Genomic DNA, 12,488 nt, shown 5'->3' on the forward strand with positions numbered 1-12,488 from the left:
CCTTCCGACTGAAACAGGTAAAATGCAGATAAAGACTCCATGAAACAGGATAATTCGTTTTTGGTAGGTCAAACTAATAGGTAGATGATTTAGAGGAGGATCACATCATGAAAGTAGTAGCACCAAAGCCATTTACATTCGAGGGAGGCAATCGAGCGGTATTAATGTTACATGGCTTTACTGGTAATTCAGCAGATGTACGAATGATGGGGCGTTATTTGCAGGAAAGAGGATATACGTGCCACGCCCCACAGTATGAAGGACATGGCGTTCCACCTGAAGAGCTCGTACATACGGGTCCACAAGATTGGTGGAAAAACGTCACTGAAGGATATGAAAAACTAAAAAGCATGGGCCATGATGAAATTGCGGTTGTCGGCTTATCACTTGGAGGCGTATTTTCTTTAAAGCTCGGTTATACTGTTCCTGTAAAGGGAATCGTACCCATGTGTGCTCCGATGGATATGAAAGACGAAGAAACCATGTATCAAGGCGTCCTTTCCTATGCGAAAGAATACAAGAAATTTGAACGAAAATCCGCTGAACAAATTGAAGAGGAAATGGAAGCTTTCAAAGAAACGCCGATGAATACGCTTGGAGAACTTCGTAACTTAATCTATGATGTGCGTGATAACATTGATATGATTTATGCGCCAACATTTGTGGTACAGGCAAGACATGATGAGATGATTAATACAGAAAGTGCTCACGTGATTCATGATCATGTTGAATCGGATGAAAAGAGCTTGAAATGGTACGAGAATTCCACGCATGCGATTACGCTTGGGAAAGAGAAAGAAGAGCTTCACAAAGACGTCCACGCATTTCTTGATGGGCTTGACTGGTCTGAATAATCTATGGATATATTTTACTAGAAAGAAGGTGGAAGACAATGGCAGAAGAACATGAACAGAAAATATTGAGCTTCATGAAGGACGAGGCATATAAGCCGCTAACTGTTCAGGAGCTTGAAGAAGTATTTGGTGTAAAAGATTCAAGTGAATTTAAGGAATTTGTCAAAACATTAAACAGCATGGAAGATGAAGGGTTAATTGTTCGTACAAGAAGCAATCGCTATGGTATTCCAGAGAAAATGAACCTCGTTCGCGGAAAGTTACAAGTTCACGCAAAAGGGTTTGCTTTCCTTATTGCTGATAGCGATACTGGCGAGAAGGATGTCTACATCAATCAGGGTGATTTAGAAGGAGCAATGAACGGTGATCGCGTCATTGTAAGACTTCATCAGAAATCTTCTGGCACTCGTCCAGAGGGCACTGTGATACGTATCATCGAGCGTGGTGTAAAACGCACAGTTGGTACATATTCTGATAGTAAGCATTTTGGGTTTGTCATCGCAGATGATAAAAGAATTCCACACGATATTTTTATTCCAAAAGGAGCTACTGGCGGTGCAGTAGATGGTCATAAAGTCGTAGTTGAGATTACGAAATATCCTGAAGGGCGTATGAGCGCGGAAGGCCGTATTACCGAAATTCTTGGGCATAAAAACGATCCAGGCGTAGATATACTTTCAATTATTTATAAACATGAATTGCCAGGTGAATTCCCTGAAGCTGCAATGGATCAAGCTCATAAAACACCTGATCAAATTGATGAAAAAGAAATTGAAGGGAGACGCGACCTTCGCGAAGAAACAATTGTTACGATCGATGGGGCAGATGCAAAAGATCTTGATGACGCCGTTAACGTTGTGAAGCTTCCGAATGGGAACTACAAGCTTGGTGTTCATATCGCGGATGTGACGTATTACGTTACGGAAAACTCTCCAATTGATCAGGAAGCGCTTGATCGCGGTACCAGTGTGTATCTTGTCGATCGTGTGATTCCAATGATTCCACACCGCTTATCAAACGGAATTTGTAGTTTAAATCCTCAAGTGGATCGTTTAACGATTTCATGTGAGATGGAAATTACCACACAGGGTGAAGTCGTGAACCATGAGATTTTCCCAAGTGTGATCCGTACAAATGAACGCATGACGTATACAGATGTGCGTAAAATTCTTCAGCGTGAAGACGATGAAGTGTTAGAACGTTACAAATCTCTTGTTCCATTCTTCGATAGCATGGGTGAACTGGCTGAAATTTTAAGAAAAGGTCGTTTCGAACGAGGCGCGATTGATTTTGATTTTGCGGAAGCGAAAGTGCTCGTTGATGAAGAAGGGACACCACAGGAGATAGTTCAACGAGAACGCTCGGTAGCTGAACGCTTAATTGAAGAGTTTATGCTCGTTGCTAACGAAACCGTAGCGCAGCATTTTCACTTTATGGAAGTTCCGTTCATGTACCGTATTCACGAAGATCCCGATGCAGACAAGCTCAATACGTTTTTTGAGTTCATTACGAACTTTGGATACGTTGTAAGAGGAAATGCGAATACCGTACATCCACGTGCCCTGCAAAAGCTTCTTGAGGAAGTGAAGGGAGAGCCAGAAGAAGCTGTAATTAGTAAAGTGATGCTTCGTTCAATGCAACAGGCAAAATACTTCCCTGAAAGTCTTGGTCACTTTGGGTTATCGACAGATTTCTATACGCATTTTACGTCGCCAATCCGTCGTTATCCTGACTTAATCGTACACCGTTTAATACGTACGTACCTATTTGAGAAGAAAGTGGATAACCAGACAACTTCAAAGTGGGGCGAAGCGCTTGGTGAAATCGCTCAGCACGCTTCTGCAATGGAACGCCGTGCGGTTGACGCTGAACGCGAAACCGATGATCTGAAAAAAGCTGAGTTTATGAAAGACAAAATCGGGGAAGAGTTCGAAGGTGTCATTAGTGGTGTAACAAACTTTGGCTTGTTTGTTGAATTGCCAAACACGATTGAAGGTCTCGTTCACGTTAGTTATTTAACTGATGACTACTACCACTACGACGAAGGTGCTTATGCGATGATCGGTGAACGCACCGGGAACGTGTATCGCATTGGTGACGAAATCGCCATTCGCGTCTTAAATGTCAACATTGATGAGCGAGCAATCGACTTCGAAATTGTTGGTATGAAGCCACCGAAAGAGCGTCGTCGTAGAGAAAGTCCAAAGGTTATTGAAGGCGGAAAGCGCAAAAAGCGTGGAAAGTCCTCAAATAAAACAACGGATGCAGGGAAGAAAAAGCGAAAGTTCTCTCCGCCAAAGGATGGGCAGGGGACAAAAAAGAAACCGAAAAGTAAAAAGAAAAAACGTCGAAATAACAATGCTTAATTAGCGGCATTTCAAGTATGACGGTCAGAGTAAGTCATCTTGACTTATTCTGACCAAATTGATATACTAGAGTTCGACGCTTGAGAGGGGGGACGGTCATGCCAAAAGGTGATGGTGGACTCATTGCACAAAATAAGAAAGCAAGACACGATTATTCCGTTATTGAAACGTACGAAGCAGGGTTGGTCCTACAGGGAACAGAAATTAAATCCATCAGGGCAAGACGCGTAAACCTGAAAGACTCTCACGCCATTATTCGTAAAGGAGAAATCTTTCTCTTGAATATGCACATCAATGAATATGAGCAGGGAAATCGTTTTAATCACGATCCAACCCGTACTCGTAAGCTATTGATGAAGCGGAAAGAGATTGATAAGCTCATTGGCCTAACGAAAGAACAGGGCTACACGGTGATTCCACTTAAAGTTTATATCAAAAATGGCTACGCGAAAGTACTTTTAGGCCTTGCAAAAGGTAAGAAGAAGTACGATAAGCGTCAGGATTTAAAAGATAAGACGATGAAGCGTGAAGTGGACAAAGCGTTGAAAGAACGTCAGCGGATATAGTTTCCATTTGATTGGAAGCTGATCTATGTTATAATAAAAATTACCGAAACAACATATGAAGCTTAACTGCTTACCCGTTTTCGGTTCTCATTTTCTTACATGGGGACGTTACGGATTCGACAGGGGTAGGTCGAGCTTAAGTCGCGAGTCGAGTTGGCGAGCTACGTTAAAAACGCCATGCCTATAACTGGCAAAGAAAACAACAACTTCGCACTAGCAGCGTAAGCTGTTTTGCGGTTCCTCCCTCCATCGCCCATGTGGTAGGGTAAGGGACTCAACTTAAGTGGGATACGCCAACAATCCACCGTCTGAGGAAAGTTGGAAGAGATTAATCAGACTAGCTACAAGGAAGCCTGTCGTTGGGCTGAATTGTAGTGAAACGCTAATATAACGACTACACTCGTAGAAGCTTAAGTGCCGATACTTCTGGACGTGGGTTCGACTCCCACCGTCTCCACCAAATACATATTTGGTGGTTTTTTATTTGGAAAAAATCATCTCAATGAAAAAGCCCAGAGCTCTGGGCTTTTCTAGAATTAATTCACTTTTTCTGTATGCTTCCCCTGGAGACGTTTCCTAAAAGAATTGGCTTGAGGGGTAACCGCAACACGACCGAGGGCTTTACTTAATCCAAAGGGAGGCATATTGCCATAAAGGGTTTCATAGTGAGAACTCGAAAGGACATAAGTTTCATGATAGATCCCAACAGCGCGGTTATTGCCAACCTTTTGATTAAAGTTCTTCCATGCTTTCAAATGAACTTGACCATGGGCGTATTGACGAAGGTCTTCAGATGAGCGCCAGTATTGAAGAAGTAGCGTTGTTCGGAAGCTAAAGAAATTTTCCATAGAAAGGCAACCTAACTGCTTGTTGATGCTAAGCTCACGAATCATGCCAGGCATCGCAAGGAAAACAGGAAGCCACTTATGCACAGCCCACCATTGATTGACTCGCATACCTATGAGAAAGACCACAATGTCCTGCCCTTTATCTACCGTGTAGCGCCCGCTAAAGACTTGATTAGCCATTCCTCTTTCCTCCCTGAAGTGAATTTTTGGCATCATTAGCCCATTCAGAAGCTGCTTGCGTTGTCCGTATCCCATAATCTAATGTTAGCAGCCAGAATTTTGCATCTTTCTGATCCCCATATGTCCCACGTATCATTTCTTCAATTGCGAGATAAGTATTGAGACGTTCCTCTAGTTTTGTGTGGTAATGATCTAATTGGTTTAAGGTCATTTCAGTGCTCTGGTGATGACTGAAAAAAAGTTTAAGCAAAAGCTCATTTTTTTCTACGCCAATTTCCTGAATTGGCGTTTCCATCCAATTTTGAAGAGACTGCCAACCTAATGAAGTTAATTGATATTTCTTTTTATCAGGCTTTCCAGACTCGCTCTGCTTTTGCACCGTGATGAGTTCTTCATCGAGTAGATTTTTTAGCGTCGGATAAATTTGCCCGTAGCTGATTTTCCAGAAATGATTTAAACTTTCATCCATCATCTTTTTCATTGAATATCCCGTTTGACAACCGATTGTTAACAATCCAAGAATGGCATATTTCGTATGAATTTGCTTTTCCACGTATTCACACCCTATATCTATATGATACATATCATTTAGATATATCATACATGATTTTCAAAGATATGGAAAGTTTGTGTTTGGAATTGTCCGATTTTTACCCATGTTAATAAAAGAAGCCGCCCATATGGACGGCTTGTTTTATTAATCAATTCGGTGCTGCCTTTGTTACCTCTAATTCACGCTGATTAAAAACCTTTTTTGCAATCGTAAGCGCATTGTATTCCATCAATTTATCTAGCCCTAGTTTCATGCGATCATTTTCCATTGTAAAAGCCTCCAGGTGTCTATCCTTTAGTAAGATCACGTATCCTAATATAACGCTAGAAGGCTTTGGTGTGAAATCCCGATTATGAACCACGACTATGCATCATCGGTATGGAGCTAGATTGACGAGGTAATGTAGTTAATGAAAGCACGTGAAGCATAAGAAATGTATTTTTCTTTTCTTAGGATAATGCCAAGTTCCCATGGAATTTCTGGATCCACGAGTGGAATGGAAACGACATTGGTCTGATTAATTTTCGAAAGAATGGATTTAGGGAAAAAGGTAATTCCTAGATTGTGACTCACCATATCGCTAATAAAATCCCATTGTGAGCTAACGTATGAGATATGAGGTTCAAAACCAGCCTGACGACATTGCTCAATCATTTGATCGTGTAGCATAAAATCTTCACTAAATAAGATGATCTGCTCATTTCGTAAATCGCTGATTGAGACTTCATTTTTTTCTGCGAATGGATGCGTACTGTGGACAAACAGCATTAATTCTTCCTTTTTGAATGGAAGTGTTTCAAATTTTGTTTCATCGACAGGTAAGAGTCCCACTGCAAAATCCAGTTCACCGTCGAGAATTTTTTGTTGGGCAATGTTGGCACCGTGCTCCATTAGTTCAATCGTAATATCAGGATAGAGTTCTTGAAACCCCTTCAAAATTTTAGGGAAGTAGAGAGCTCCAATCAGTGGTGGAAGGCCGACTTTAATGTGTCCTTTCTTTAAATTCATCATGTCATATAAATGGGAAGAAAGATCGTCAACCATGTTCAGTATTTTTTCACCTTGCAAATACACGATTTTCCCTGCATCGGTAAGCTCACTTGATCGTGCCGAGCGATCGAGTAGCTCAACATCTAACTCAGCTTCTAAACTTTTTACCATTTTACTTAATGTTGGCTGTGAGATGTAGAGCGAGTGTGAGGCTTTTGTGAAGCTCTTTTGCTTCGCTACTTCAACGAAATAGGCTAGTTGCTTAATGTCCATTTAGAAGCTCCTGTCTCTATTCCCCATCACAATGAGAAATGCATTATGGTTTATTGTAGTCGCAAATCATAAGCGAATTCAACCATTGACGGAGATTCTCTCCCTATTTTTGCTAGATCCGTTACATATGTAAAAAAAAGGGGTATTGATAGAGGCAAACAAATTTCTGTTGGAGGTGCTTGTTTTGAGTAAAAAAGTATTAATTCTTTCAGGTGATGCTGTTGAAGCTCTTGAGATTTTTTACCCATACTATCGTTGTCTTGAGGAAGGGTTTGACGTGACGATTGCATCACCAACCGTTAAAAAACTCCAAACGGTATGTCATGATTTTACGGATGAAATGGAAACGTTTGTTGAAAAACAAGCCTATGGAATTGAATCACATGCTTCGTTTGCTGACATTAAGCCCTCAGAGTATGATGGATTAATTATTCCAGGCGGACGTGCCCCAGAATACATTCGAATGGACGAGAATGTACCAGACATCGTGAGACACTTTTTTGAAGAAAATAAACCAGTAGGGGCAATTTGTCACGCGGCTCAGGTACTGAATGTCGTTCCAGATATCATGAAGGATCGCGAATATACGGCCTATCCAGCTTGTAAACCAGATGTCACTGCTTGTGGCGCTACATATATCGATGAGAAAGTTCATACGCGTGATAATCTCGTCTCAGGACAGGCATGGCCCGATTTACCTGGATTTATGAAAGAATTTCTGAGACTAATGAAAGAGTTATCTTAATAAATTGTTGGAATTAAATACACGAACCGCTTTTCTAGCGTTTCGTGTTTTTTAATTTTAAGGATATTTTGTTTGACCAATTGCAGAAATAACCGCTCCTGTAGCCTGAATCCAACTTCCGACTATATTAATATTTTCACCATCTTCGTTTCTTAATCCTTTAGCTCCAGCATATGCTTGCAAGGAATTACCTGTAGCTTGTAGGGAATTTCCGTATATACTATAAAGTACTGCTGCACTAGGGGGTGATTCCAGTGCTTGAGCTAGAGAAGTAGCCCCTCCTAAAGCCTGAAGCAGGTTACCATCAATATCAAGTTTAATTTTTGTTTGTACATCTAAATCAAGTAGTATTCCGGAAATAACGGTAGAGTTTCCAATCGCTTGTATTTCATTTCCTATTTTATCGAGAGAAAGCTCCTTAATTGTGTCAGCCAAAATGGCATTTCCCGTTGCCTGAAGCACATTGCCTATTAAATTTAAGCTGTTTAATATTTCGGAACTAATTGTAAAAAAAGATGATATGCCAATAGCTGAAATAACTGTACCAGTAGCTTGAATCCATGATCCGAAGACAGCTTTTAGCTGATCTTGTTCATTTTCATTATTCATAGCTTAACCGCCTACTCTATTGTTCTCCGTTATTTATACTATACATTCTAGCCACTTCTTGTTAATGAATGTCAGTATGAACCTCTCTTGTTAAGACCATCATATAGCTAAGGAGGTGAAGGGAATGGCATTAGATGTGTTGTGCGAAGTCGCTAACTGCGTTCACAATCGTAATGGGAAAAACTGTGGAGCAGAGGAAATCTATGTTGTCAGTCATCAGGGGAATAAAGCACGTAATAGTGAAGAAACCGACTGTAAAACATTTGAGCCTGGCACCCTTTAAACTCTTCCAAGCATTATGGATAAAGCCGAAGCCGTCCTCTTGAGAGGATGGCTTCTATTTGTTTTGAAGCCATTATGATCCCTAAAAGCGACACTAATCCGAACTTTCGCAAAAAGTTTACAATTTAATTTCAGATAATTGTTTGCGTTAAAGTGCGAAAACTAGTATCATCAAAGAATATAAATTTTGAATTAATTAAATTGTCTAATTTTATGAGTGATTTGGAAGGGTGATTGGAATGGAAGGCAAAAAAGATCTTCGAATCAGAAGTAAAGTGATCAGTGAAGGTGTAAACCGTGTACCTAACCGCTCCATGCTTCGAGCAGTCGGTTTTACAGATGAAGATTTTAAGAAACCAATGATTGGTGTAGCGAGTACCTGGAGTGAAGTTACACCGTGTAATGTACATATTGATAGCCTTGCACGAGAAGCGAAAGCGGGTGCTAAGGATAACGGCGGCGCGCCAATGATTTTTAACACGATTACTGTTTCAGATGGGATTGCAATGGGACATGAAGGGATGTTCTACTCTTTGCCAAGTCGCGAGATCATTGCGGATTCAATTGAAACGGTTACGAATGCGGAACGTCTTGATGGTATTGTAGCGATTGGCGGCTGTGACAAAACAACGCCAGGATGCTTAATCGCAATTGGCCGCATGAACATTCCATCCGTTTATGTGTACGGAGGAACGATTCAGCCAGGAAAATTGAATGGAAATGATATCGACATTGTTTCGTCATTCGAAGCGGTTGGCCAATACCAGGCGGGAACAATTAACGATGAAGAGTTACACAAAGTTGAATGTTCTGCATGTCCGGGCGCAGGAGCATGTGGCGGCATGTATACGGCCAACACAATGGCATCTGCGGTTGAAGCACTTGGAATGAGTATTCCTGGCTCCTCATCTACGCCAGCAGTAAATGACTATAAAGAATCAGAGTGTCGTCAAGCTGGTGAGCTAGTGGTTTCACTTCTTGAAAAAGAGATCTATCCTCGTGACATTATGACAAAAGAAGCATTCGAGAATGCAATCACGGTTGTCATGGCTCTTGGTGGTTCAACAAATGCCTTCTTACATTTAACAGCAATGGCTCACTCAGCTGGTGTAGATTTATCACTTGATGATTTTGAGCGCGTTCGCGAACGTGTTCCATACATTGCGGATATGAAGCCAAGCGGTAAATATGTCATGCAGGATCTATATGAAATTGGCGGCGTACCTGCTGTCATGAAGCTTCTTCATGAGCATGGCTTGCTTCATGGCGATTGCCTTACTGTAACGGGGAAGACAGTGGCAGAAAACCTTGCTGATGCACCATCACTGAAAGAAGGACAAGAAATTATTCGCTCTCTAAATAATCCGATTAAAGCAAGCGGCCCACTTGTTGTTCTTCGAGGGAATCTAGCTCCCGAAGGTTCAGTTGCAAAAATGTCTGGTCAAAAGATTAGTCATTTTGAAGGACCAGCTCGCGTTTATAATAATGAAGCTGAAGCAACGGCAGCGATTGAAGCGGATGATATTAAAGAAGGTGATGTTCTCGTCATTCGCAATGTAGGACCTAAAGGCGGACCGGGTATGCCAGAGATGCTTTCCATCACTTCCATGATTGTGGGAAAAGGGTTGAATGGTAAAGTAGCGCTTATGACAGACGGTCGTTTCTCAGGAGGATCGCACGGATTTGTAATCGGACACGTCTCGCCAGAAGCATTTGTAGGTGGACCAATTGGCCTCTTAAAAGAAGGCGACACCATTACAATCGATAGTGAAAAGCAACAAATCAATTTTGATGTAACAGACGAAGAGCTCGAGCGTCGCCGTGCTGAATGGGTACGCCCAGAGCTTCGATATAAGACAGGTATTCTCGGTAAATATGCTCGACTCGTTTCCTCTTCTGCTAAAGGTGCAGTGACAGATCTTGATCTTGAGTAAATGTTAATGCGAAAGCCAGCTTCCTTCTATGTGAAGGAGCTGGCTTTTTTTGATGGAAGTTTATTCTAGAAAGGAGATAGCGGTTAAGTGGAGAATGAGTTTTATTAGAAAAAATATAAGGTAGAGGAGTGAGTACCAGTTTGATAAAGAAAGAACACGAGCCCCCGCTACACCTCCACAAATTAAGTACCTTATTAAATCGCCTGCCTTCCCATCATTTACGCTTTGATGAAGTAAAGGAGCAGCTTTCCATGTACCAGGCAGGAATTTCAGGTGAAAAATCTCTAAATTTCCCGCTAAGTTTTTTAGATGATAAGCGGTTTTCGATTTATCATGACCTGCGTCTTTTTGACGGCGTTCATTATTTTCAAATCGATACGCTTGTTGTGTCTCAGCACTATCTTCTCATTCTTGAAGTGAAAAATATCTCTGGGACTCTTATGTTTGATCCCTCTTTCAACCAGCTCATTCGCATTTCTGACACGAAAGAAGAAGCCTTTCCAAATCCCCTTACTCAGGTGGAGCGCCAGTGCTCCCAACTTCGAGCTTTGCTTCAAAAAATAAATATTCCAGATGTACCTATTGAAACGCTTATTGTGGTCGCTAATCGAAGAGCGGTTTTGAAAGCGACAGAGGAGGTTCAGTTCATCTCTTCAAAAGTCATTCGGAGCGAGTACCTGCCGACAAAAGTGAAGCTGCTGGATAAGCGGTATAGTGATGAGCGTTTGACGGTGAAGGAAGTACGAAAGTTAGGGCGTACTCTTGTTAAGCTACATGAGCCGCTTGACCGAGACGTTCTGAAGCGTTTTTCAATTACTCGGGAAGACTTGCTTATTGGCGTCGCGTGTCCTTCATGTGCTCGTCTTGCTATGCTGAGGCTGCATGGGAGGTGGTATTGCGAAATATGTGGCACTTATTCGCGTGATGCTCACTTAAGGGCGCTTCGAGATTATGCGCTCCTTGTGTCTAAAGAGATTACGAATCAGGAGGTGAGGCGGTTTTTGAGGATGGATTCCGGAGATGCTACTACACGTTTATTAAGATCATTAAATCTAGAGTCAACTGGATCAACAAAAGGGAGGCGCTATAAGCTGGATTTTGACGTTTCGCGGAATTAATTGAATTTCCGCGGAAATAATTCGTGTTTTCGCGGAATAAAATTGATTTTCGCGGAATTATCCAGAAAATCGCGGAATTAACAAGGTTTCCTCCACCAAACAACCACAAAAAAAGCCCCCACACGCGTGGAGACCTCACTCACTATTTAGATGACCCGGATTTCTCAAAGTTAAGATCCCAAATCACTCCATATGCATCCTTTACCTTCGCATATGTCGCTCCCCAGAAGGTATCTTGAAGCTCCATATAAACGGTGCCTTTTTCTTTTAGGCGCGCATAGAGTGACTCGATTTCTTCAGTGCTATCGAGTTCTAGGGCAAGAGAGAGGTTATTACCTACAGTGATCGATTGATTCATAAAACCATCTGATACCATGAAAAAAAGCTCGTCTTTTCTGAAACGCGCGTGCATGATGTAATTGTCCATTTCTGGTGGCGTTTCAAAATTGGCTTCTCCGAAAGTTTGGACATCGGTTACTTCTCCTTCAAAAACTTCCTTGTAGTATTCCAAAGCCTCCCGCGCTGTACCTTCAAATGTGAAATAGGGAATTGGATGGTGTTTCATCGTCTTCACTCTCCTTTAAATTAGCCTGTCTATCTAAGACTAGTATAACGTTATAACAAAGAAAGCGAAAGAACATTCGTTCGTCATGAATTGCCACATTTCTAGCAGCTTCTTTTCGGATGAGAGCGAAGGAAGAAAGCCATCTAAAAGCGAATTAGTAAAATACCAGGAGGTGCTGTATGTTTCAGAAAGTCATCGATCCAAGAGTTTCAGAAACTGATGGAGCGGGTCATATTAATAATACGGTCATACCCGTATGGTTTGAATCTGGCCGTGATCCGATTTTTCGCATGTTTAATCCAGATTTACGTTTTCACGATTGGCACTGCGTTCTTTTAAAAATGAATGCGGAATATGTTTCTCAAATCTTTTATGGAACTCAGGTAACCGTCTACACTTGGATTAAGCGAATTGGAAGAACAAGCTTTGAAGTTTATGAGGAAATCCATCAAAAAGAGAACCTATGCGTCAGAGGAAGCGCTACATACGTTAACTACCATTTTGATCAACAGAAAAGCATGCCAATCCCTGCTGAAATTCGAAGTCAGTTGGAAGACCATCTTTACGAAAACCAAAAAGCCACCAGCGAGTAACTTCGCTAGTGG

General features: G+C 41.6%; 13 protein-coding genes and 1 other RNA gene. 9 read left to right on the plus strand and 5 right to left on the minus strand.

All coding sequences use genetic code 11. The annotated features are described in order from the left end of the window. The first annotated feature begins 107 nt into the window (after positions 1 to 107). From LC090_RS03875 to ssrA, 4 genes are all read left to right on the plus strand, one after another. A complete protein-coding gene (locus LC090_RS03875) occupies positions 108 to 854 on the plus strand; it encodes an alpha/beta hydrolase (protein ID WP_226655468.1) in 747 nt (248 codons plus the stop codon). A gap of 38 nt (positions 855 to 892) precedes the next feature. Continuing rightward, positions 893 to 3,220: a ribonuclease R gene (rnr, locus tag LC090_RS03880; RefSeq protein WP_226655470.1), complete on the plus strand. Its 2,328-nt coding sequence runs from the start codon at positions 893 to 895 to the stop codon at positions 3,218 to 3,220. Positions 3,221 to 3,318: 98 nt separating this feature from the next. After that, entirely contained in the window at positions 3,319 to 3,786 is a 468-nt protein-coding gene (smpB, locus tag LC090_RS03885) for an SsrA-binding protein SmpB (RefSeq protein WP_048311765.1), read from the plus strand. 101 nt (positions 3,787 to 3,887) lie between these two features. Next, positions 3,888 to 4,246: a transfer-messenger RNA gene (ssrA, locus tag LC090_RS03890) on the plus strand. 76 nt (positions 4,247 to 4,322) lie between these two features. On the opposite strand, the gene LC090_RS03895 is transcribed toward ssrA, so the two are convergent. The 3 genes from LC090_RS03895 to LC090_RS03905 form a co-directional block, all read right to left on the minus strand. After that, a complete protein-coding gene (locus LC090_RS03895; RefSeq protein WP_226655472.1) occupies positions 4,323 to 4,814 on the minus strand; it encodes a DUF4188 domain-containing protein in 492 nt (163 codons plus the stop codon). Further along, a complete protein-coding gene (locus LC090_RS03900) occupies positions 4,807 to 5,367 on the minus strand; it encodes a PadR family transcriptional regulator (protein ID WP_226655474.1) in 561 nt (186 codons plus the stop codon). Before LC090_RS03900 ends, LC090_RS03895 begins: the two co-directional genes overlap by 8 nt. A gap of 384 nt (positions 5,368 to 5,751) precedes the next feature. Then, the gene (locus tag LC090_RS03905; protein WP_226655476.1) at positions 5,752 to 6,630 is read right to left on the minus strand and encodes a LysR family transcriptional regulator; all 879 of its coding nucleotides are present in this window, start codon (positions 6,628 to 6,630) and stop codon (positions 5,752 to 5,754) included. A gap of 184 nt (positions 6,631 to 6,814) precedes the next feature. On the opposite strand from LC090_RS03905, the gene LC090_RS03910 reads away from it, so the two are divergent. Further along, positions 6,815 to 7,375 carry a DJ-1/PfpI family protein gene (locus LC090_RS03910; RefSeq protein WP_226655478.1) on the plus strand — a complete coding sequence of 187 codons (561 nt, stop codon included), beginning with the start codon at positions 6,815 to 6,817 and terminating at the stop codon, positions 7,373 to 7,375. A gap of 57 nt (positions 7,376 to 7,432) precedes the next feature. Here LC090_RS03910 and LC090_RS03915 read toward each other — a convergent pair whose 3' ends face one another. Next, positions 7,433 to 7,984 carry a DUF6944 family repetitive protein gene (locus LC090_RS03915; RefSeq protein WP_226655481.1) on the minus strand — a complete coding sequence of 184 codons (552 nt, stop codon included), beginning with the start codon at positions 7,982 to 7,984 and terminating at the stop codon, positions 7,433 to 7,435. 124 nt (positions 7,985 to 8,108) lie between these two features. On the opposite strand from LC090_RS03915, the gene LC090_RS03920 reads away from it, so the two are divergent. The 3 genes from LC090_RS03920 to LC090_RS03930 all read left to right on the plus strand — a co-directional run bounded on the left by LC090_RS03920 (position 8,109) and on the right by LC090_RS03930 (position 11,318). Then, the gene (locus tag LC090_RS03920) at positions 8,109 to 8,267 is read left to right on the plus strand and encodes a DUF1540 domain-containing protein (protein ID WP_226655483.1); all 159 of its coding nucleotides are present in this window, start codon (positions 8,109 to 8,111) and stop codon (positions 8,265 to 8,267) included. Positions 8,268 to 8,505: 238 nt separating this feature from the next. Beyond that, positions 8,506 to 10,200, plus strand: coding sequence for a dihydroxy-acid dehydratase (gene ilvD / locus LC090_RS03925; RefSeq protein ID WP_226655485.1), 1,695 nt, complete (start codon positions 8,506 to 8,508; stop codon positions 10,198 to 10,200). Positions 10,201 to 10,340: 140 nt separating this feature from the next. Beyond that, positions 10,341 to 11,318, plus strand: coding sequence for a nuclease-related domain-containing protein (locus tag LC090_RS03930; protein ID WP_226655486.1), 978 nt, complete (start codon positions 10,341 to 10,343; stop codon positions 11,316 to 11,318). A 142-nt stretch (positions 11,319 to 11,460) separates the two neighbouring features. Here LC090_RS03930 and LC090_RS03935 read toward each other — a convergent pair whose 3' ends face one another. Then, positions 11,461 to 11,883 carry a VOC family protein gene (locus LC090_RS03935; RefSeq protein ID WP_226655487.1) on the minus strand — a complete coding sequence of 141 codons (423 nt, stop codon included), beginning with the start codon at positions 11,881 to 11,883 and terminating at the stop codon, positions 11,461 to 11,463. A gap of 179 nt (positions 11,884 to 12,062) precedes the next feature. Between LC090_RS03935 and LC090_RS03940 the strand changes: the two genes are divergently transcribed. After that, positions 12,063 to 12,476: an acyl-CoA thioesterase gene (locus LC090_RS03940; RefSeq protein ID WP_226655488.1), complete on the plus strand. Its 414-nt coding sequence runs from the start codon at positions 12,063 to 12,065 to the stop codon at positions 12,474 to 12,476. Positions 12,477 to 12,488: the final 12 nt, after the last annotated feature.

Source organism: Guptibacillus hwajinpoensis, from assembly GCF_020524165.1.
GTDB lineage: Bacteria > Bacillota > Bacilli > Bacillales > Guptibacillaceae > Guptibacillus > Guptibacillus hwajinpoensis_D.